General features: G+C 43.7%; 23 protein-coding genes and 3 pseudogenes. 11 read left to right on the forward strand and 15 right to left on the reverse strand.

All coding sequences use genetic code 11. The annotated features are described in order from the left end of the window. Positions 1-20 precede the first annotated feature (20 nt). Together BSAG_RS17575 and BSAG_RS17570 are read left to right on the forward strand one after the other, a co-directional pair. Positions 21-1,013 (forward strand): fimbrillin family protein, encoded by a 993-nt coding sequence (locus tag BSAG_RS17575; RefSeq protein WP_004316918.1) that lies wholly within the window; start codon positions 21-23, stop codon positions 1,011-1,013. A 21-nt stretch (positions 1,014-1,034) separates the two neighbouring features. After that, positions 1,035-2,624 carry a fimbrillin family protein gene (locus tag BSAG_RS17570; RefSeq protein ID WP_004308514.1) on the forward strand — a complete coding sequence of 530 codons (1,590 nt, stop codon included), beginning with the start codon at positions 1,035-1,037 and terminating at the stop codon, positions 2,622-2,624. Between the two features lie 96 nt (positions 2,625-2,720). Here BSAG_RS17570 and BSAG_RS17565 read toward each other — a convergent pair whose 3' ends face one another. After that, positions 2,721-4,691, reverse strand: a complete 1,971-nt coding sequence (locus tag BSAG_RS17565; protein WP_008997388.1) for a rhamnogalacturonan lyase — start codon at positions 4,689-4,691, stop codon at positions 2,721-2,723. Positions 4,692-4,951: 260 nt separating this feature from the next. Here BSAG_RS17565 and BSAG_RS17560 point away from each other — a divergent pair, with 260 nt between their 5' ends. The 4 genes from BSAG_RS17560 to BSAG_RS17545 all read left to right on the forward strand — a co-directional run bounded on the left by BSAG_RS17560 (position 4,952) and on the right by BSAG_RS17545 (position 7,848). Then, positions 4,952-6,496 (forward strand): right-handed parallel beta-helix repeat-containing protein, encoded by a 1,545-nt coding sequence (locus BSAG_RS17560; protein WP_004313792.1) that lies wholly within the window; start codon positions 4,952-4,954, stop codon positions 6,494-6,496. Between the two features lie 46 nt (positions 6,497-6,542). Next, complete coding sequence (locus tag BSAG_RS17555) at positions 6,543-6,977, forward strand: hypothetical protein (protein WP_004313791.1); 435 nt, start codon at positions 6,543-6,545, stop codon at positions 6,975-6,977. Between the two features lie 149 nt (positions 6,978-7,126). Continuing rightward, entirely contained in the window at positions 7,127-7,450 is a 324-nt protein-coding gene (locus tag BSAG_RS17550) for a nucleotidyltransferase domain-containing protein (RefSeq protein WP_004301671.1), read from the forward strand. Continuing rightward, the gene (locus tag BSAG_RS17545; protein ID WP_004313789.1) at positions 7,447-7,848 is read left to right on the forward strand and encodes a HEPN domain-containing protein; all 402 of its coding nucleotides are present in this window, start codon (positions 7,447-7,449) and stop codon (positions 7,846-7,848) included. The genes BSAG_RS17550 and BSAG_RS17545 overlap by 4 nt, the downstream gene beginning before the upstream one ends. Positions 7,849-7,871: 23 nt before the next feature. Here BSAG_RS17545 and BSAG_RS17540 read toward each other — a convergent pair whose 3' ends face one another. Next, complete coding sequence (locus tag BSAG_RS17540; RefSeq protein ID WP_008018244.1) at positions 7,872-8,522, reverse strand: HAD family hydrolase; 651 nt, start codon at positions 8,520-8,522, stop codon at positions 7,872-7,874. Positions 8,523-9,164: 642 nt separating this feature from the next. On the opposite strand from BSAG_RS17540, the gene BSAG_RS17535 reads away from it, so the two are divergent. The 5 genes and pseudogenes from BSAG_RS17535 (at position 9,165) to BSAG_RS17525 (ending at position 11,832) form a co-directional block, all read left to right on the forward strand. Further along, on the forward strand, positions 9,165-9,485 hold the full coding sequence (locus BSAG_RS17535) for a helix-turn-helix domain-containing protein (RefSeq protein WP_004308054.1): 321 nt from the start codon (positions 9,165-9,167) through the stop codon (positions 9,483-9,485). Between the two features lie 12 nt (positions 9,486-9,497). Further along, entirely contained in the window at positions 9,498-9,845 is a 348-nt protein-coding gene (locus BSAG_RS17530; RefSeq protein WP_004313787.1) for a hypothetical protein, read from the forward strand. A gap of 99 nt (positions 9,846-9,944) precedes the next feature. After that, positions 9,945-10,412 (forward strand): annotated as a pseudogene (locus BSAG_RS26020) (DNA cytosine methyltransferase); the annotation flags it as partial. Continuing rightward, positions 10,294-11,010 (forward strand): hypothetical protein, encoded by a 717-nt coding sequence (locus BSAG_RS26025; RefSeq protein WP_240346886.1) that lies wholly within the window; start codon positions 10,294-10,296, stop codon positions 11,008-11,010. The pseudogene BSAG_RS26020 and the gene BSAG_RS26025, both read left to right, overlap by 119 nt. 48 nt (positions 11,011-11,058) lie before the next feature. Beyond that, the gene (locus tag BSAG_RS17525) at positions 11,059-11,832 is read left to right on the forward strand and encodes a phage antirepressor KilAC domain-containing protein (protein WP_004308051.1); all 774 of its coding nucleotides are present in this window, start codon (positions 11,059-11,061) and stop codon (positions 11,830-11,832) included. A gap of 78 nt (positions 11,833-11,910) precedes the next feature. On the opposite strand, the gene BSAG_RS17520 is transcribed toward BSAG_RS17525, so the two are convergent. From BSAG_RS17520 to BSAG_RS26145, 13 genes and pseudogenes are all read right to left on the reverse strand, one after another. After that, complete coding sequence (locus BSAG_RS17520; RefSeq protein ID WP_004318733.1) at positions 11,911-12,396, reverse strand: hypothetical protein; 486 nt, start codon at positions 12,394-12,396, stop codon at positions 11,911-11,913. Positions 12,397-12,407: 11 nt separating this feature from the next. Further along, the gene (locus BSAG_RS17515) at positions 12,408-12,872 is read right to left on the reverse strand and encodes a TraQ conjugal transfer family protein (RefSeq protein WP_004308050.1); all 465 of its coding nucleotides are present in this window, start codon (positions 12,870-12,872) and stop codon (positions 12,408-12,410) included. A gap of 51 nt (positions 12,873-12,923) precedes the next feature. Further along, on the reverse strand, positions 12,924-13,412 hold the full coding sequence (locus tag BSAG_RS0222690) for a hypothetical protein (RefSeq protein WP_004308049.1): 489 nt from the start codon (positions 13,410-13,412) through the stop codon (positions 12,924-12,926). A 10-nt stretch (positions 13,413-13,422) separates the two neighbouring features. Continuing rightward, complete coding sequence (locus tag BSAG_RS0222695) at positions 13,423-14,007, reverse strand: conjugal transfer protein TraO (RefSeq protein ID WP_004308048.1); 585 nt, start codon at positions 14,005-14,007, stop codon at positions 13,423-13,425. Positions 14,008-14,009: 2 nt separating this feature from the next. Next, the gene (gene traN / locus BSAG_RS17510; protein ID WP_004313783.1) at positions 14,010-14,909 is read right to left on the reverse strand and encodes a conjugative transposon protein TraN; all 900 of its coding nucleotides are present in this window, start codon (positions 14,907-14,909) and stop codon (positions 14,010-14,012) included. A gap of 33 nt (positions 14,910-14,942) precedes the next feature. Continuing rightward, the gene (gene traM, locus BSAG_RS0222700; RefSeq protein ID WP_008771112.1) at positions 14,943-16,061 is read right to left on the reverse strand and encodes a conjugative transposon protein TraM; all 1,119 of its coding nucleotides are present in this window, start codon (positions 16,059-16,061) and stop codon (positions 14,943-14,945) included. Further along, positions 16,062-16,250, reverse strand: a complete 189-nt coding sequence (locus tag BSAG_RS0222705) for a hypothetical protein (RefSeq protein ID WP_004308045.1) — start codon at positions 16,248-16,250, stop codon at positions 16,062-16,064. Next, a complete protein-coding gene (locus BSAG_RS17505; RefSeq protein ID WP_004318726.1) occupies positions 16,250-16,510 on the reverse strand; it encodes a hypothetical protein in 261 nt (86 codons plus the stop codon). The genes BSAG_RS0222705 and BSAG_RS17505 overlap by 1 nt, the downstream gene beginning before the upstream one ends. 12 nt (positions 16,511-16,522) lie before the next feature. Further along, a pseudogene (traK, locus tag BSAG_RS0222710) lies at positions 16,523-17,146 on the reverse strand (conjugative transposon protein TraK). A 21-nt stretch (positions 17,147-17,167) separates the two neighbouring features. Then, on the reverse strand, positions 17,168-18,187 hold the full coding sequence (traJ, locus tag BSAG_RS17500) for a conjugative transposon protein TraJ (RefSeq protein WP_004313646.1): 1,020 nt from the start codon (positions 18,185-18,187) through the stop codon (positions 17,168-17,170). Positions 18,188-18,211: 24 nt separating this feature from the next. Continuing rightward, on the reverse strand, positions 18,212-18,844 hold the full coding sequence (locus BSAG_RS17495) for a DUF4141 domain-containing protein (protein ID WP_004318720.1): 633 nt from the start codon (positions 18,842-18,844) through the stop codon (positions 18,212-18,214). A gap of 20 nt (positions 18,845-18,864) precedes the next feature. Next, positions 18,865-19,299 (reverse strand): annotated as a pseudogene (locus tag BSAG_RS25475) (conjugal transfer protein TraG); the annotation flags it as partial. 101 nt (positions 19,300-19,400) lie between these two features. Next, a partial coding sequence (locus BSAG_RS26145) for a hypothetical protein (protein WP_410491976.1) occupies positions 19,401-19,545 on the reverse strand: 145 nt, incomplete at its 5' end.

Genomic DNA, 19,545 nt, shown 5'->3' on the forward strand with positions numbered 1-19,545 from the left:
ACTTGTTAAATTATAGTCTTATGAAAAGAAAAATGCCATTTATTGCTGCATTGTCTATCTTATGTTGGGGATGTAGCAGCTATGATTACTCCGGCGATGATATCGTCGGGGTGAAAGCGGCAATCTCGGGAACAATCACGGAGGTTGTGGAGAAGTCCCGGACTGTTGGTACTACGTGGACTGATGGTGATCGTATAGGGGTAACTTGTGAAGATGATGTAAATATTTCCTATAAATATACAGGAAATTTATCTTCGTTTGCAGCATTTGACGAGAATCGGTCTATTTATTTCCTGGGAAAACAGGAACATGTATTGTCCGCCTATTATCCATTTACGGAGACTTCCGTTATGGTTGCCGATTGTATAACAGTGGAAACGACTTCGGATAAACAAACACAGGAAAAGCAAATGTCCATTGATTTTCTTTATGCGACTACGGAAGCCGGACGGAACAATCCGGATGTCAACTTTGCTTTTTCGCATCAGATGAGCAGGATTGATTTTTCTTTTGAAGGAAAAGACGGTTTGACGTTGGATGACATAACTTATACGTTGATTGGCTTGAAACTTAAAGGAACTTTCAATACAATAGACGGCACGACCGCTGTTGTCGAAGATGCACCGGCTTTGGCGTTATCTCAGAAGGTTATGGCCGGTGAAAATATGCGGACTTCATTGATTGTATTTCCTCAAAAAGTTTCAGAGGTTACTTTTGAGATAGAAATGGGCGGGAAATCTTTTATCAAGAAGATTGGTGAGATGGACCTGGTTCCCGGACACATACATCCGTACACTGTAATAATCAGTGAGAGGGATGAAACGATTTATGTAACTGTCGAATCAGGAGAAGTTCAGGGATGGGTTGAAGGAGATCGTCAGGAAATTAATACAAGTGACGGTAATACTATTACAGGAGTTGAACCAGGAGATGTACAATGGGATGGGGGAAATACTCAAACTATTGTGAGTCAGGGGGGCAGGTCAATAAGTATGGAGTTATATGATAATTAAACATTTAAAAGAAGAAATATTATGAGATATTGTAAATTCATTTTTGTAATTTATGTATTGCTCGGTTCTTTTCTGATGGTGGCATGTTCGCAGGATGAGGATGCCAAGCTGGCCGTCAATAGTAATATATTAAAGATTGAGGTGGTTGATTCCAGTATTCAACAAAATGGCAATGTAAGTCGTGCTGTCACTGATGTGACTTACAAGACAACTTTTTCGGACGGGGATGCGATTGGTATTTTTGCGGTAAATAGTGATAAGGAAGTTTTCATTAAAAATGTCCTTGCGACGTATAATGATGGAATATGGGGAATTGACGGAGGACGTCTTTCGTGTACGGAAGATTTGGAAACCGTGACTTTTTATGCGTATTATCCTTATAAGGAAAATATAACTATAGATATGACGAAGGAGGATCCGTTTGAAACGATTGTGGGGAACTGGACTGTTGACACAGATCTGAGTGGTGACAGATATACAAATAATGATTTAATGACAGGGGAGGCTTCAGCAGACGGAAGTACAATAACTTTTGTAATGAATCATCGGATGGCCTTGATGGTAGCCGAACTGCCTTCTGTTACTTATAATTTCACTAATGAGGTTTCTCCTGAACTGCCATCTTACAGTGTATCTTTGAGAGAGGTGAAATTTTCTATTGGTGAGCAGGTGATCATTCCTTATTATGATAAGGAAACAACGACTTACCGTGTTTTGGTAAATCCGACAAAAAAAGTAGAGCAAATAGGAGGAAGTTTTATCAGTTCAGTAGACAACGGGCTTAAAAAATACTCGATAGATGCGACAAAGTTGAAAGCCGGAGAGTATATTTATTGTGAGATAGACGGAGGACTGCAAACTGTGGATCATGAGTTGAAAGTGGGTGATCTGATATATTCTAATGGCGCGTTGGCTTCTGTTGACGATAATGCTCCTGTTAGCGATGATTGTGTAGGAGTCGTTTATTTTGTTGGTAATCCGATGCCTTCTGTGTTATATCCTTTTACAGAAGATAATGAATTTACTTATTCTGAACGTCAGGATGCATTATTGCGTGATCATCCGGGCTGTACCCATGGATTGGTTTTGGGGCTGAAAGAGAATACCAATATTGTTTTTGGGGAGAAAGATGAAATAAGAGTTTGGTATCGTACAGAGTTTGCCGAAAGAAATTCCTATATTGATTTAAGTCCGATGGGATGGGATGGATCGGCGTCTACCGGAACATTGAATGGTACGTCGAGGGATCAGCGATTAGGGTATAATCACACGGAAGTAATTAAAAAATATGCGGAAGCAAAGAATAAGTCACTTTTAGTGAATTCCTTGAATAACTATAATTTGGTTGCTCCGAGTATTTCTTCCGGTTGGTTTATTCCTTCTGTCGGTGATTTGAGGGCAATGGTAACTAATTGGGAAACGATGAATACGCAGTTGGGAAAAATAACAGGTAGTGACGGACTGAAAAATGACATGTATTATTGGTCGTCTACAGAGCGTAATAATACAAGTATATTTGGAGTACAGTTGACAAGCAGTGGAAGTACCAAAGTTGATGGATTGAAATACGACAGACCTGGAGTAAGCTCCCGATATGTATTTGCTTTCTGATATTTATTGAGGTAAGGAAATGATAGAGTTTTGAATAGGGTTAGTTTTATAAAAAGCGTGTATGTTCTTTGCGGAAAGCATACACGCCTTTCTTTTTTATTTGTTCAAGTCAGAACCGATATAGTAACCCGGATGAGTGGGCTGGTTGTAACCTATGTTCTGATGTGTAGCGCTTAAACGATATAAATGGTCGTCCATTAGAGGATGGAAACGATAGTCGGTTTCAAAATCAGTAGTAAAGATTCTTAGCTCTGTATCATTTTCATCAACGAAGATAACTTCTTCCCGCCAGTCTCCCCAAATATCGCCATAAAAACAGGCATTGTTTTTGGTTCCGCTGGCTGTTTTTACACCCCAATCGCTGCCATTGAACAAACGTCCGTCGGTATAGCTGTGAATAACGAGGTAATCAAGCATTTGCCTGTTTAATGATCCACTCCACCAGATTGTCATATTGTATGATGTATCACCACCTTTGGCTATAGGTGCCCTTTTACCTGTCAGTTCATTTCCTTTGCAGGAATACATGACACCGTCCGGTTCTGACGACCAATATTCACATCCGGGACTGTCCGGATCAACATCTGCGACCATACAACGTCCTACGTCCTTGCCGTTTCCGGGAATATAATGTAATATCCTGCCCGTTCTGGCATCCCGGAATTCTGTTCCAATATTTCCATACTCCTTGGGTTCTTCATGGCAGACTACTACTTGATACCCTTCCTGTGTAGGATCAAATTTGCCCAAATGCATGGCATCACCATGTCCTAATTTTGTGCTATATAGCCCTTTACCGTTATGGTCTATGACACATGCCCCATATAAGACTTCGTCTTTTCCGTCATCATCTATATCTCCGACTGCTAAATTATGATTACCTTGCCCTATATAATCCGAATAGTTGTCAGCTGTATCAAAATGCCATCGCTCTGTTATTTTGTTATCAGTAAAATCTAAAGCTACAATCTGGTAGTTCTTATAATATCCTCTGCACATGAGTAGGCTTGGAATTCCTTTTTGAGATCTGAAGTGTCCGACTCCCATCAGAAAACGATCCATCCTGTTTGCCCAATTATCTCCCCAATATGTCACCCATTTATTTTTTTCACCACGGTAGATATAGTCGGTTCGGGCTACTTCCTTTCCGGTTCTGCCTTCAATGATAGATAAGAATTCCGGCCCTGTGATAATTCTGCCATAAGTGGCACTTTGGGGAGCCCTGTCTACATAGTCGGTTATTCCATCTTGGTTGACATCGCCTATTTTCGTTCCGTCCCCGAAAACGGTACCTTCGGAGGTGCGGACTGCGATCTCCGCCTTGCCATCTCCATTCAGGTCATATACAATGAAGGGAGTATAATGAATACCTTGCCGGATATTAGAGCCTAAATCGATACGCCATAAAAATGTCCCGGTTGTTAGCTTGTATGCTTCTAACAGGCAACTTCCGGGAGTAATTCCAATTCCCGTGCTACCATTGTCAAGAGGTGACACTTCACGTTTCAGAACCAATTCATAATCTCCGTCGCCGTCTAAATCGCCAATAGCTGCATCCGAAGCTTTATATACTAAATCGGGATATGGCAGATTATTATTGTTTAATGGGACCGTCCGGTAAAAGTTCTGTGCCATTTCCGGAGTAAAGTTACATGAACATAAAATATTATTGGTATTTGCTTGTCGAACTTCGTATTTGAGAATCTTATTAATGTTTGCTGTTAAATCTTTGTAATTAGAACTATTGATAATCGGAGTTTTGTTTAGCTTTTGGAATTTATAGTTACCTTCTTTGCGGTAGATATCAAAACCAATATCGTCCGGATCGGTGGAAAGCCATCTCCAGCTGAGTAGTACGCCTTTTCTTTCTATTCTTTCTGTTTCTTTATTAGGAAAGATAGTGTTATAACTTGCCACCATAGCACGATTTCTTAGAAACTCAACAACTTGCATATTATTGTTATCACCATTATCAGACACGGGAGGTGGTGTTGGATTTTGGACTGAATTATCACTACAAGCTGTGACAAAACTAAAAAATGTAAGCGTATAAAATAAGTTTTTCATAATTATATTGTTATAAAGATTGAATATTTTCTTTCTACAAAGGAAGTGGATTGGGAGAGTATTCACCTGCAAATTTGTATATAAAGGATGCATTTTTATCCTTATATCAAACTATTGTTATTATGAACTATGATTGTTAATGCTGGAATTTGTCTGATAATTGAAGTAGAAAAGACAAAATTCTATTCTTTACGTACGATATTACAGCTCCTATGGTATAAAAAACAGTAGCTTTGCTGCTACATAATACTTAATATACAATGAAACGTATTAGCCTTCTTCTTTTTTTTATAGGATGTTTCCTCTTTTCTCTTTCGGCTACGAATTATTTTGTGGCTACTAATGGAAGCGATTCAAACAGTGGGACGATTGATAAGCCTTTTGCCACGTTGGGTAAAGCACAATCAAAAGTGATGGCAGGAGATACTGTATATATCCGGCAAGGTACATATCGAGTGACGGAAGCAGAGATAATGGAACATTATACTGCGGGAAGTACTACTTGGAGCCGGGTGTTTAAAATGTCAAAGAGTGGAACTGGACCGGACAAACGAATTTGTTACTCCGGTTATAAAAATGAGCGTCCGGTTTTTGACCTTTCGGCGGTAAAGCCGGAAAATGAACGTGTTATTGTGTTTTATGTAAGTGGCTCTTATTTGCATTTCAGAAATATAGAGGTGGTGGGAACACAAGTAACTATTGTGGGACATACCCAGTCCGAATGTTTCCGCAATGAAGGGGGAAGTGATAATATCTACGAACATCTGTCGATGCATGACGGTATGGCGATCGGTTTCTATATAGTGACGGGTAAGAACAATCTGGTGCTGAATTGCGATGCCTATAATAATTATGATCCTGTATCCGACGGCGGTAAAGGTGGAAATGTAGATGGATTCGGTGGACATCTCACTTCTCCCCAATATACGGGCAATGTATTCCGGGGGTGTCGTGCGTGGTATAACAGTGATGATGGTTTTGATTTGATTAACTGCCAGGCGGTTTTTACCATTGATAACTGTTGGTCTTTCTTGAATGGATATACGAAAGACGGGGGTAAAGCTGGTGATGGCACTGGGTTTAAGTCCGGGGGATATGGGATGAGTGATAGTCCTAAAGCACCAAGTGTGATTCCTATGCACATTGTTCAGTACTGCCTTGCTTATATGAATAAGAATAAGGGGTTTTATGCCAATCATCATTTAGGAGGGATAGCGTGGTATAATAATACGGGTTATCAGAACCCGTCCAATTTCTGTATGTTGAACAGGAAGACTGCGTCGGAAGCGGTTGATGTGCCGGGATATGGTCATATTATAATGAATAACTTGTCACATACACCGAGGTCTTCGGGAAAACATATCATAGACGTTAATCAAGCGGAATGTGAAATAGCAAACAACTCTTTTCTTCCGGTAGACATGGCTGTGACGGATGATGATTTTGTTAGTTTGGATGCTTCCCAGCTTACCTTGCCTCGTAAGTCAGACGGAAGTCTTCCTTATGTAGAATTTTTGCGGCTGAAGACGAATAGTAAATTATATAATGCTGGAATGGGTTGTTTTCTTACCGGGGGTGGTGAAGATACTAGCTACGATTGGCTGGAAGATGCGGCAATACTTGTTGAGGGAAATGTGGCAAAGATAGTAGGTCATGGCGCAGAAGCATTTGTGTACTTCTATATTAATGGTAAGGCAGTCTCTTTCTCTGATAGACAAGTGGATTTATCGGCCTATAAGGGAGAAATTGATTTGAAAGCGACAACAGATAATGGTGGCGTAACTAAATTGAAAGTGATAAGGTAACGCAGAAATGTAGAATTATGAAACCGATTCATAAAATAAAGAGAATATGAATAGAAAAACGATCATAAACAGACCATTGGATGTATTTAGGAAAGCAATGCTTTTCCTGTTGCTTTGTGTGCTTATCGCATCATGTAGCAAGGAAGATGTTATTACGGAAGAAACGGGTATAACCGGAACTCCTCATTTCATCTGGGATATTGCGGTCGAACTTGAACAGCCCAATAACTGGTGCATGACTTTGGCTACAGAAAAAGTAGCAATAACTAATCTAACAGAAGGAAAACAATATATACTCACTTGGAAAGGAGGACTTTCAACTGGGCGGAAAGCAGGCGGGGTATTAAAAACAGTTATACGCGGAGAACAAACAAAAAATACGGATTTGGATCTGTTGGAAATAAAAGAATCAGGTAATAATACTTATGAAATCTTTCTTCGTGGTGGCGGACGTAAAGGAGAGATTGTGTTTACAAAATAATAACTTTTCTCTTCAGATTGTTAGTCTCATTATAAGATTGCATTAGAAATGTTTGAGAATAAATGACTATAGATATTAGCGTTATCTTATTCTTGAATTAATATTTATTGTATCTTTGTAGAAAAGAGTACAACAAAAGAGAAATGAATATGAAAAGTCATACAAATAAAATATTAGAGTCTATTAAGCAGGCATTGACAGAGCATTTACCAAAAGGTGGAAAGGCTTTGTTGTTTGGTTCTCAAGCTCGTGGGGATGCACGGATTGATTCTGATTGGGATATTTTGATTATCTTGGATAAAGAAAAATTGGAGCCTGAAGATTATGATAAGGTAAGCTTTCCCTTAACTATGTTGGGATGGGACTTGGGAGCGCGGATTAATCCGATTATGTATACGATGAAAGAATGGGCTGCAAGTTGTATTACGCCATTTTATAAAAATGTAGAGCAGGAAGGAATTGAATTAGTATGAAATTGACAGATGAAGAACGTAATTCTTTGGTGATATTACAGCTGGAGAAAGCTAAAGTATTTTTGAAACAAGCAGATGAGATGTTTGATATGAAGTATTGGGATATTGCTTCCAATAGATATTATTATGCCTGTTTTCATGCTGTTCAGGCTTTATTAATACAAAATGGATTATCATGTAAAACCCATGATGGGTTGATAGCTTGCTTTGGCTTGAATTTTATAAAAACAGGCAAAATTAGTGCACGTTTGGGAAGTTTTTTGGCGCGTATGGAACAATTACGGCAAAAAGGGGATTATAATTGCATTTATTCAATATCGGAGGATGAAATCAGTACGATAAAAGCTCCGGCAAGAGAACTTATTGAGACTATTGAAGTTTTACTTGCCGAATCATAATTATTCTTATAAGGATATCATCATTAAAGGACCATTTTTTTTATCTTCTCGGCAGCATCTGCCATATATGCCGGATTAAATTCTTCCAGTTCCGTACGTGGTCGGAATCCCCATGTCACTCCGCAAGCAGTTACACCGGCATTGGCTGCTGTTTGCATATCTACACCGGAATCGCCTACATAAAGAACATCTTCTTTTCGTACATTGGCAAGTTTTAATATATCAAAAACAATTGTTGGATCAGGCTTGACATTGACTCCTTCCCGTTGACCGAAAACGGCAGTGAAATGAATTTCCGGAAAGTAGTGGGCAACCAGCTTTTCGGTAGCGGCCTGATATTTGTTGGAAGCTACGGCAATCTGAATACCTGCGGATTGCAGATAAGATAATAACGCTGGAATGCCCGGATAAGGTCGGCTATCATCTGCATTGTGAATATCGTAATAAGGAACGAACTCATTGCGTACACGAAGTACATTTTCTTCCGTCTTTTCTCCTTCGGGCAATGCGCATTCAAAGAGTTTATTGATGCCATTGCCTACCATGAAGTTGTACTTTTCTATTTCATGAGTGGGATATCCTAATTTATTTAAAGCATAATTGGTGCTGTGGGCAAGGTCGGCGATGGTATTCAGCAATGTTCCATCCAGGTCAAATATAACTAGTTTCTTCATTCTTACTGTATCTTATTGTTCTCCTTTAATCTCTTTTACCGATACAAAAATAGGTAAAAAAGATAAGATAAAGAAATCCTTTCCTACTTGCCGGGTTTTATCTTCTCCTTTGGAAAGAATTGTTTTTTGCCACGGAACTGTAGTGAACTTTTAGTTTCTCGGTGTGAAACAATTAGTTCCCCTGCTTAAAAGAGTGTAGTTCGTTTTAATCTTTTATAAATCAGCGATTAAAAGTGTTTTTATAAAGATGCAGGTAACGATATAGTAGTGGAAGTTCAGCTACACATTGCATTGCTCTGCATAATTTCAAATATCTCTGTAACACAAAGGTAAGCAATGTTTTTGATGCTTCCAAGTTAATCATAGCATATTTATAGAAGGGTTGACAATTAATTGTCAGCCTTTTTTTATCCGATATCCTCTGTCATTCTATCAGTCTCTTTTTTAAGAAGGAGAATTGCGTGTATTCCCCTTTCTATCCTGATGAAGAAAAAATATTCTGAAAATTCACATTGATACCAAGTGAGTTACAAGGAAAATGTGGGGCTGGCGGTTACCGTCAGCCCTATTTTTTCATGCCTAATTTTGAAAACTTTGCAACCGAAGAAAGAAAAATAACCCATTAGAACAAAGGAATATTGTATGGAAGAGAACAGAAATGATATTGAGATACTCAAAGCAATGATAAAGGACAACTTTGAGGAACAACGAAAACTGATTGCCAAGCTGGAAACGGCTCTGGAAGCAGTAACCAGTTTCAACGGTAAGCAAATGCTGGACAGCCGGGATATGCGCCTGATGCTGAAAGTATGCGACCGGACACTGATCCGCTGGCGTAATTCCGGGAAACTCCCATTTTTCAAACTCAGCGGCAAGATTTACTTCTGGGCTTCTGACGTATATAAATTCCTGAGAGAAGAATGTCTAAACGAAGATTTCATATCCGATTCTATTAACTCATAAATAAAAATTCACATGGAAAATCAAAGTAAAGTAATCGTCATAGAACGAAACAAATTCGCAGCACTCGTCAAATCACACCGCAAATGCCTCCAGATGCTGAACATCCTGACTTACATCTACACAGTTAAGGAAGTAAGCCTTACCCTGACCTTGCAGGAAATCTGTGAAGTCCTGCACATGACTCCCGAAGAAGTGGAGATACAGCGACAGAAAGGATATATCCGCTTCACGACACAGAAAGGGATGACCGTCTATGAAATCACGGACCTGCTCCGATTGGAAAATATGCTGGAGATGGGGAGCATCTATCGTAAGATCGACAAAAAAGTAATGAACCTCGAACCTCTAAATAATGAATAAACAATGAAAGAAGAAGAGCAAGACAAGAAACAGCGGAAGCGTCTGGTACACGCTTCCCTGTTTAGTGGATTCGGCGCCCCAGACCTGGCTGCCGAATGAATGGGATGGCAGAATGCCTTCCATTGCGAGATAGACGATTTTTGTAATACCATTCTAAATTACTGGTTTAAAGATGCGAAAAGTTATACAGATGTCACAACGACAGATTTCAGGGAATGGAGAGGAAAAATCAATGTCCTTACAGGAGGTTTTCCTTGTCAACCATTCTCCGTCGCAGGCCAAAGAAAGGGAGCGGATGATAACCGCTATCTCTGGCCTCACATGCTCAGGGCCATACATAAGATCAGGCCCGATTGGGTCATTGGTGAGAACGTTGCTGGCATCCTCACGATGGTACAGCCCGGTCAGGAGACTGAAGTGGGAAGTCAATCCACTCTATTCGGAGAGAGTGAGCCTGTATTTAAAAGACGACAGCAATATGTTGTTGAAACCATTTGCCGTGATCTTGAACGCGAAGGATATTCCGTCCAGCCGGTACTTATACCGGCTTGTTCCGTCGGTGCACCTCACAGACGGGATAGAGTTTGGTTTATTGCCCACCGTGACGGCACAGGACTACAAGCGCAGGGGGCCGGGCAGCAGGCAGCAGGGACTACCGGAGATAATCCATGGAATGCTTCTGCCAACGCCAGTGGCAACAGAGATACACCATGCCGAAAGAGTCAGGAAATGGAAATCGATGAATTTATCCTCACCCCATGCCCAGATAGCCGGAGAGAAGAATCCCAACGGCCTGACGGATTTTCTGGACTTTTACGGGATACTACCGGAACCGATACCGGACAATACTGAGCTGGAAAACACGGACGGGAACAATCTGGAAGAATCGATCCTACAATGGCTGGCAGAAGGACAAGTGATGCCGACACCGACAGCGCGGGATTGGAAAGGCGCACCTTCACTGGAGAACCTGAAGAAACGGGGAAAGATACCACAGAAGAACAGCCTTCCGGATTTCTTCGCCCGGACTGGAAAGAGTTTCCAACTCAATCCCCTGTTTGTAGCCGAGATGATGGGCTTTCCACCCGATTGGACGGTATCTCCTTTTCTCGGTGAAGACAGGCATCCATTAAAGGATACGGGAACGCTATCGTCCCCCAGGTAGTCTACGAGATATTTAAAGCAATAGAAGAAACCTATAAATTAAACAGTCATGAATAAAGTATCGATATTTGAACATCCCGAGTTCGGACGCATCCGGACACTGGAAATTGACGGGAAAATATGGTTCTGCGCCTCGGATGTTGCCGCCGCACTTGGCTACTCCAATCCGAGAGATGCCGTCGTAAGACATTGTAAACCAATGGGTGTCGTGGTTTACGACACCCCTACACGCAGTGCCGTCCAGAAAATCAAGTACATCAGCGAAGGAAACGTATACCGGCTGATTGCCGGTAGCAAGCTGCCTTCCGCTGAGAAATTCGAAAGCTGGATATTTGATGAACTGGTTCCCGAAACACTAAAGAACGGTGGCTATCTTCTTAAGAAGAATGGCGAAACGGATAATGAACTGCTTGCGCGTGCCATATTGCTCGCACAGAACCGTATAAAAGAGCGAGACAGCCGTATTTCAGCATTGGAGAAGGAGAACAACTATGCTATCCTGAAACTCAAGCTACAGGCCCCAAAAGTTCAGTATTACGACAAAGTCCTGCAATCCCAAAGCACCTACACGACCACACAGATAGCGAAAGAATTGGGAATGACTGCCGGAATGTTGAACAAGCGGCTCCGATGGGCAGGCATCCAGTTCCGTCAATCCGGTCAGTGGCTGCTCAAAGCTCCTTACCAGAATCAAGGCTATACGGCAACCCGGACCCATGTATGGGAAAGCCGCACAGGAGAAACAGGCACGGCCATGTTGACGGTCTGGACGGAAAAGGGCCGGTTATTCATACATTATCTTTTTGAGGCTTATCTGGTATAGCCGGAATATAAGACCGGGATAAATAAAAAAGCTACTGAAACAAAAATTCAGTAGCTTTTTTATTGCTTTCAATTGATACTATCTCAACCGTGGTCCCGTTTTCTTCTTTTCTTTCACAGGCACAATTTCTTGTCGGGGTGCTTCTTGCGGCCTTATTCTTTCACTTACAGTCTCACTCTGAAGAAGCCTGTTTAAATACCGGAGGTCCTTCAGTAACTCCTGTTTGCATTCCATCTCCAGGGAATGGGCCATATTCGACATCGGGTTGGTACTTTTCTTGACAAGCGGACCGTTCAGGAGATCTTCTTCTATATACAGGGTACAACGCTTCAAATAGCCTTCAATGTCCTTCGGCGTTTCAGCGGTATCAATCGCCTCCTGAATGGCCTTATAATTCTTATCCATATAACAGGCCTTATACAAGTCATCGGCATGCCAGTCAAAGAAATGAAGATAGTTTTTTCCCAGTTGCTGGTTATACTCTTTTATATCGCTTTCCACAACCCCTTTCTTCTTGTCAAGATATTGCTGCAATTGTTCGATCCTTAAATCACTTTTATCCATTGTTGTCCGATTTATAGTTCCATGTCCGTTTCAGTTTCGCTCTGAAAGGATATATCCAGTTCTCTTTCCTGATGGAAATTATCCGCTATCACGAATTTAATTTCCGCATTCTTGCTGCTTCGGTTATGATAGAAGAGCGTGAATACCTGGCGGCAGGGATCGCTGTCATCCAACTCCGCTATCGAATCCAACGGTTGCATCTCCCGGTTCACCAGATAGACCTTCTTCTTGTCGTACACCTCGCCGCTACCCTCCATCTGTATATAACCGATTTGATAGCCGGCTTCCTCATAGTTTCCGCTACGATTGAGTGTCAGACGAATCTCCACGGTCTCATCCGGGGAAATGGTCTTCTGGAGATACCAGGACGTTAGCGAGAAATCATAAGCCTGCTGTACTTCCAATTTATCATCACAGCCACCCAGCAGGCAAAGCAATGTGAGCATGATACCACTTATTATTAATTTCATCTTCATGATTTTACGTATTACTAAATGAATAATTTACTTGATTGAGTCCGTTGTCGGCTAACGCCTGATGCCCGTTTTTATCTTTCTTTCAGGCGGCTCTTCTCTCTTCTTTTCTGTTTTATTAGCCGTCTGTTGCAAATTCTCTTCGGGAGGCGTTTGCGCAAGGATATTCGCGAATTCCCGGTAATCCCTAACTAACTGCTGCATACACTCCAACTTCAGGAAATGGGCAACATTCGTTGTCCGGCTGGAACTGTTACAATCCACCTGACCGTTCAACAGTTTGTTCTCACAGTAAGCAATGTTGTCCTCAACAATATTCCAAACCGTATCCATGCCCTTTGCCCCGTCCACCGCCTGCCGGAGTATCTTATAACACCCGGACATAAAATGAGACTTATACAGGCTCTCCGCATTCCATTCGAAAAAGTGTAGGAAATTCTCATTCATCTTCTTGCTTTGTTCACGTATGTTCCGGTCTTCCCGGTTTATTTTCATATCCAGCCAATGAAGCATCTCATCCACGTTCCAATTGCCTTGTTCCATACTGTTGCCGCTAATTGAAAATGTACTTGACACCGACAGCTGCCACCGTGTGGAAATTCCCCACGGATGATCCGAAGAATATCCTCTGGCGGACATTGAAAAGAAAAACCAGCCTGTCGGAAAGGAACGCCTCCATCTCGAAAGCCGGGGCAAAACCATAAATGAAGCATCCGTCATTCTTTAAAGTCGCCCCGTCATAGAGCAGCTTGCAGTTCCAGTTGGTCGTCTCATAACCCGCCAGAGCGGAAAGACCGGCAGAGAAGAACACGTTCTTACCACGGTCCGAGATGAACGGCACGAAATAACCTACCTCCCCGGTAAACTGCGCTTTGGGGATCGCAACATCCTTATAGGAATAGTGCTTTTTCACATAATCCGCCCCGAACAGCCAGCGGGAATGGTTCCGGTTATACCGACTCAGAGCCAGTCCGACCTGGAAATTACCATGCAGATGCTTCACATTTGAACCGAAGTCGTCTACACCGCCTAACGTAAGCTGGATACCTTTCTGCCCCGGCAGGTAACGCTGGGCAAAAGATTTGCCTGCCACAAAGGGCAGACAAATGCATAACAAAATAAATAAAACTCTTTTCATGATTACTCACCGATTAATTCATTCACAATACGCGCGTCCACCAGGTCACTGTTCTCAATATAGAACCGCTGGTGACGGCCTCCCCCTTTCTCGTAAATTTCCACTTCCAGCAACTTGTCGTCAGGAATGACAATTTTCGGAAAGGCATACACGATCCGTCCCGTGCTCTTTCCTTCGATGCGTGTCAGGGCATTGAGCGTGCGTACCGGTTCAATATAAGTTTCCTGCTGAGCCGTCCTTTTGGCTATCTTCTTATCCACTATCTTAAATCGCACGAAATCCACATCGAAAGGCACATTGGAATTGTTCGTCAGGGAAACATGGAAGAAGATCAGGTCCTTATGCACATAAATGCCCTTTAAAAGAGCCTGCATCCCTAACTGCCTGCATCCGATATGCTTCACGTCCCTACGGTCCAGCCGGTGGATGGTGTACATCACGCTGGCAATGACCGTCGGATCTTCCTCGCCCAGTTCCGTGACACGGATGGAGCTGCCTCCTTTCTTTTCTCCCTCGTCCGGGTTCATCCACTGGTCCATATTGATATTCAGTGTGGAAGGCTCTTCCTTATAAACGACATTGAAGGAAAAGAAAGAGCCGTCTCCTGTAATCACGGAGAAGTTCGTCTCTCCCGGAAACTCCTTCACCGCCGCTTTGACACGTACCACGTTCTCGACTCCGTCAGCCTTGCCTGCGATGATATTGTTACTGCCCAAATCCACGTAGCGCACTTCCGAAGGGAAGAGGATATACACCGTCTTCCCAAAAGTGACCTCTATTTTATAAGGGATGATATGCTGGCCCGCCGTCAGAATCCTGACGGGATTTACCGGCCTTTCCTCCTGTGAAAAACCGGATACCGAGGCCAGAACAGCCATCAAGAATGCTATAACTATTTTCATTGTCTTGTCTTTTTTATTAAAGTGAATAATCCGTTATTGTCTCTTTGTGACCAGCAGCACCTTATATCCGGCTTTCAGTGTCACCTTGACCGCGCGAACCCGTCCGGTGATCAACCGCGTGCCGCCCTGCATGACTCCGCGCGTCAGGTCCATGACCACCTGCTGTCCGGCAGAACGTGCAAACGAAACGCTGTTTCCCATGCTCTCGCTGACCGTTCCAGCCGCATCCTTTGCCGCATTGCGGGTTTCCGATCCGGGAACGAAAATACCTTTCTGCCCGTCTATATCGTAAGTCGCCAACTGAACAGGAATGATATTCCCGGCATACTCGATGCTGCTGATCAGGATATCCAGACGCTCTCCCTGTATGACCGCCGCACCTGTTACCAGACTGTTCTCCGGAACGGTAATGTTGCCGGCTTGTAGAGGTTGCAGCAACCGGAGTTTTACCCTGCCTCCCTGTTCAATGATCTGGTTCTCCGAAATGCAGGCGGCGATGGTATTCGTCCCCATTTGGTAGCTGTTCCCGACAGCAGTATTAAAACCGTAATTCCTCTCGACAGTAAGCGAAGCGATATAGGCGGAATCCGTAACAGGTTGTGAAAGGCCGGAGGTCGTCTGATACTCCGCCCGCTGAACCGGAACAGTTTCCGTGGGTTCTTTTCCGACAGCTTTCTCCTGGACCGTATCCTTATCCGGGTTCAGATACTTTGCCGCCATCTTGTAGGACCGCTCCATCAGTTCTTCTCGGGTAGCCGTCTTGTTCTTCTCCTTTTCCGCCTCTTCCAGCTTTTTGTTCAGTTCATCTACTTTTCTTTCCAAATCGCTGTTTGCCGTCTCTTTGGGAGTCTCATAGAAGTCATTCAACTGCCCGGAGATTTGCTCGTAGGTATTAACGGACTGTTGCAACCGGTCTCCGTCCTTTTCTTTTTCACCGGTATCGGATGCCCCCTTTCCTTCGTTCATTAATGTCCCGGCAAGCTGCTCCAACGACTTCATCCGGCTTTCTTCCTCCACTTCCGCCTGTTGCTTCTCATAGGCAGCGGTCTTCTTATCCACCAGTTTGGCAGTGGTAGGTTCGGGTACGTTCACATTGAATCCTGAATTTCCGGGGGCTTCCGTCTCGTTTTCCTTGCCGGAGGGGGCAAATATTCAGTACATGACTCCCAGGAAGACCAGCACAAAGGCCGGAATCACAATGAACTTCCTTCTTTTTTCCATCTCTTCCGGTGTGAGCACCTTCTTCTCTTTTTCAGGTTCTTCCTTCAAGGCTCTGCCGTTTTCCGGCTGTACCGCCGTTTCTTCTGCCGCTTCGGGCTTTTCCAAATCTTTATCTTCCATTACTCGTTGGTTTTAGGGTGATACATTATACTGTCTTTATCCGCCCGGTGGAGGGAGTCCACCGGATGGACAAACGGCAACTCCTTTTGTGTGCCGTGAGAGAGAAAACGCCCGAAAGCGCGTGCTACGGTGATACCACATAGAACGGTACTGGTAACCAGCATGCCCACAAGCACTCCCTTACGCTCTTTTTCGGACAGCTCCTCGCAAACGTTCTTCAGTTTTTCGCTGATCTCTGTCTTTATCTTCCTGCTTTTCATTACCTTAATATATTAGCGTTCAACGGTCCTTATATCCCTGTTTTCCAAAATCTCAAAGCGTTCCGCCATGAAGCCTTGCGGATTATTATCCGACCTGACCGTACTCTGCAGGAAGCAACGGGTGACCAGGGAACGCTCGGTGATATTGCTGTTTCGGATAATCATCTGCCGGGCAAAGGTGGTGATCCGGTACGGATAGTTATCGAAATCACACTGCATGCTGTCTACCAGGACAGTCTGGTTAATATTACCGCTGATCAGACGATTATAATAGCCTTTCTCGTTCCAATCCCGGTAATAACTATAAAGACTCTTGTCCGCCAGATACATGGCCCGGTTGATATTGGATTCGATAGCGGCCTTATCGGGAGCCAGCGTAAAGAACAGTTCATGCATGCGGCGCACATGCTCGCGGGCCTCCACCGGACGGTTCAATGCCGCATCTTGGGATAACGCCACTATGAGTGACTTGCCCTGATCCAATACATATACTTTCTCCCGTTGCTGGTTAGCAAAGAGGTAGGACTTTCAGATGGCATACGTAGTCAGTGAGGCACAAATACCCAGAAAGACCAACGTGAACAGGCGGATCTGCCTGAACGAGGATTCGATGTTTTTAAAACTTTTAAATTCCATAATTTTATGTTTTTTCAATTTCTACTTTTTCAATAATACGGCACCGACATTTCCCGTCGAAGCACCCGCCGCAGCACCGGCTACATTGGTCACCTTGGATGTCGTATTGTTGACATTCCGGTTATAGGCACTCATACCTCCCGCTTGGACAATCCAGTTCGAAACAGTGGGCACACAAAAATATCCGATAATGCCGATGACCATGAATATCAGATAGATGGCCGAGGAACCGTCCACGTCAATGACACTCATCGGATCGGCCATCAGGTTCATCTCTTCCTGCAGGATTAGCGTCTGTATCTTGGCAAGCATCGCCCCGAAGAGATCAGCCACCGGTAGCCAGAGATAGACACTGATATAGCGTGCCAGCCATTGGACAAGCGTGTTCTGCAGTCCGTCAAAAACACTCAGGGCAAAGGCTATCGGTCCCAAAATGCTTAGGACTATCAGGAAAAAGGTACGGATCGTGTCGATGACCAGCGAAGCGGACTGGAAGAGAATCTCCAGCAATTTGCGCATGACCATCTGGACAATACCTTGCAGGGAGAAGGCATACGAAACCTCATACATGGTCTGCAAGGCCGTATGCTCCTCCTCACTCCAGTCCATGTTATCCAGTTCCGCATCCAGCTCCTCATTGGAAGCAAAGACACGTCCGGTCATCATCGTCTTAGCCATCATGTCCGCACGGAGCTTGTCCTTCTCCTGCTGGTACTTCTGCAAGTCGAAGGTCTGGTCACGGAGCAGCATTCCGGTTCCCTGAACGATGGGGCTAAAGATACCGTTGAGAGTTCCCAGCACCATCACGTCAAAGAAAAGGATACACATGCCCAGGACAAAAGGCCGTAACATCGAAAAGACATCGATGGGCTCCGCACGGGAGAGCGACTGCCAGACACGGTAAGCGATATAGAACAAAGCTCCTAATGCAGCGAGTGCCATCGCCATGTCCATCATCGGGTGGCAGAGTTTGGTCATCGTATCATAGAGATTCCGAAGAATCTGGTGCATATTTTCAAATGAAATGGATAATAATACCATAATTGATTCTTTTAAAATTGTAGACTACCAATAACGCTCATCCTTGCCGTACAGGTCAAATACCTGTTGCTGCTCGTTCTTCTCCTTGGCACGCAGGTAGGATACATGCAGGTTCTTGCGGGTGTAGTAGTTGGCCAATTCCTTGTAATGTGTCATTTCCCTGTATACCCGGTTCACCAGGTCAATGCGTTCCTTGTCGTTCATGGACATGCCGGTGGGATTGATGATATTCTTCAGCTCGGTAATGCTGCGGCTGCTCTTCTTCATGATGGTGTTATAACCGGCAGCTATCGCATTCAGCTCCCGCTGGCTGAAATTCTTGTCGGTTAGCATCTTGCCGAAATTGTTCACGTAAATCTCGGAGATATCACCGAGCATCAGGACGGACTCCTTGACTTTCTCGCTGCCGCTGATCAGGTCGTTCACTTTGCGCAGCTTGTCGTAATACTCACGCCCCTGCTCGAAAATCTTTGAGGTCTCCTTCCATGTGGAGAGGGCATTCTGCGCCGTTTCCGAGGTCTCCACTATTTCGTTGACACTGTTCACGATACCCTGGACGAGGTTGCCCGGATCGGACACCACCCACTGTGCCTGTACGCTTGCCGGTACTATAAAGGCCGACAGGACAAACAACATGCTTATAATTCTCTTTCTCATTGCTTCTTTATTTTAATCGTTTATTTTTTCTTTTTCTTCTCACTTGCCAACATTCGGATAGCCTGCTCCATATTGCCGCCCAGCTTCTCTGTCATTTGTGTGACTTCCAGTTTTTCGGTTTCTTCCGTGGTATAGGTGAGATACTCCTCGACAGAGGTTTCTGTGGCATAGACAGCGGACCGGACACCTCCCAAGCCTATTCAAACCTCCTTATACTTCCGTGCCGGATCGTTGGACTGATTGATAGACAATATCTGCCCTTTCTCTTTGTCGGTCAATCCGAGCAGGGACTGTACGGAGTCAAACTTGTTAATATACTTTCGCTGATCCAGCAGAATCTTACAATCGGCATTGTTGATAATGGTGTCTTTGATAATGGGACTTGATACAATATCGTCCAGTTCTTGAGTGACGACAACGGCCTCACCAAAATACTTTCTAACCGTTTTGTGTAGGCTAAGCACCCAGCGCCTTATCATATTTCTATGGTAGGTTTCCAAATGCTCGCCCCCGAACCGGACTTACACCTCTCAGCGTATCCGGCTCTCCACTAATTTCAGTCTATCTTTCCGTCATGTATCTTCTTGTGACAACTCCTGCACACGGCAATCGTCTTGCGTTTACGGGCAATCATGTGTCGTTCCCAGCTTTCCTTTCCCTGCAAGTTCTTTAGTTTCCTTACATGGTGCATAACAAGGTCG

This window comes from Bacteroides sp. D1 (assembly GCF_000157095.2).
GTDB classification, from domain to species: domain Bacteria; phylum Bacteroidota; class Bacteroidia; order Bacteroidales; family Bacteroidaceae; genus Bacteroides; species Bacteroides xylanisolvens.

Excerpts from the sequence above, each read along its gene's own strand:
- BSAG_RS17505 (WP_004318726.1), bottom strand. The coding sequence starts at position 16,510 with ATGAAAAGCAGGAAGATAAAGACAGAGATCAGCGAAAAACTGAAGAAC.
- BSAG_RS17575 (WP_004316918.1), top strand. The coding sequence starts at position 21 with ATGAAAAGAAAAATGCCATTTATTGCTGCATTGTCTATCTTATGTTGG.
- BSAG_RS17540 (WP_008018244.1), bottom strand. The coding sequence starts at position 8,522 with ATGAAGAAACTAGTTATATTTGACCTGGATGGAACATTGCTGAATACC.
- BSAG_RS0222705 (WP_004308045.1), bottom strand. The coding sequence starts at position 16,250 with ATGGAAGATAAAGATTTGGAAAAGCCCGAAGCGGCAGAAGAAACGGCG.
- BSAG_RS17535 (WP_004308054.1), top strand. The coding sequence starts at position 9,165 with ATGGAAGAGAACAGAAATGATATTGAGATACTCAAAGCAATGATAAAG.
- BSAG_RS17495 (WP_004318720.1), bottom strand. The coding sequence starts at position 18,844 with ATGAGAAAGAGAATTATAAGCATGTTGTTTGTCCTGTCGGCCTTTATA.
- BSAG_RS0222690 (WP_004308049.1), bottom strand. The coding sequence starts at position 13,412 with ATGGAACAAGGCAATTGGAACGTGGATGAGATGCTTCATTGGCTGGAT.
- BSAG_RS0222695 (WP_004308048.1), bottom strand. The coding sequence starts at position 14,007 with ATGAAAAGAGTTTTATTTATTTTGTTATGCATTTGTCTGCCCTTTGTG.
- BSAG_RS17570 (WP_004308514.1), top strand. The coding sequence starts at position 1,035 with ATGAGATATTGTAAATTCATTTTTGTAATTTATGTATTGCTCGGTTCT.
- BSAG_RS17550 (WP_004301671.1), top strand. The coding sequence starts at position 7,127 with ATGAAAAGTCATACAAATAAAATATTAGAGTCTATTAAGCAGGCATTG.
- BSAG_RS17560 (WP_004313792.1), top strand. The coding sequence starts at position 4,952 with ATGAAACGTATTAGCCTTCTTCTTTTTTTTATAGGATGTTTCCTCTTT.
- BSAG_RS17525 (WP_004308051.1), top strand. The coding sequence starts at position 11,059 with ATGAATAAAGTATCGATATTTGAACATCCCGAGTTCGGACGCATCCGG.
- BSAG_RS17520 (WP_004318733.1), bottom strand. The coding sequence starts at position 12,396 with ATGGATAAAAGTGATTTAAGGATCGAACAATTGCAGCAATATCTTGAC.
- BSAG_RS17555 (WP_004313791.1), top strand. The coding sequence starts at position 6,543 with ATGAATAGAAAAACGATCATAAACAGACCATTGGATGTATTTAGGAAA.
- traN (WP_004313783.1), bottom strand. The coding sequence starts at position 14,909 with ATGAAAATAGTTATAGCATTCTTGATGGCTGTTCTGGCCTCGGTATCC.
- BSAG_RS17530 (WP_004313787.1), top strand. The coding sequence starts at position 9,498 with ATGGAAAATCAAAGTAAAGTAATCGTCATAGAACGAAACAAATTCGCA.
- traJ (WP_004313646.1), bottom strand. The coding sequence starts at position 18,187 with ATGGTATTATTATCCATTTCATTTGAAAATATGCACCAGATTCTTCGG.
- BSAG_RS17545 (WP_004313789.1), top strand. The coding sequence starts at position 7,447 with ATGAAATTGACAGATGAAGAACGTAATTCTTTGGTGATATTACAGCTG.
- BSAG_RS17515 (WP_004308050.1), bottom strand. The coding sequence starts at position 12,872 with ATGAAGATGAAATTAATAATAAGTGGTATCATGCTCACATTGCTTTGC.
- BSAG_RS17565 (WP_008997388.1), bottom strand. The coding sequence starts at position 4,691 with ATGAAAAACTTATTTTATACGCTTACATTTTTTAGTTTTGTCACAGCT.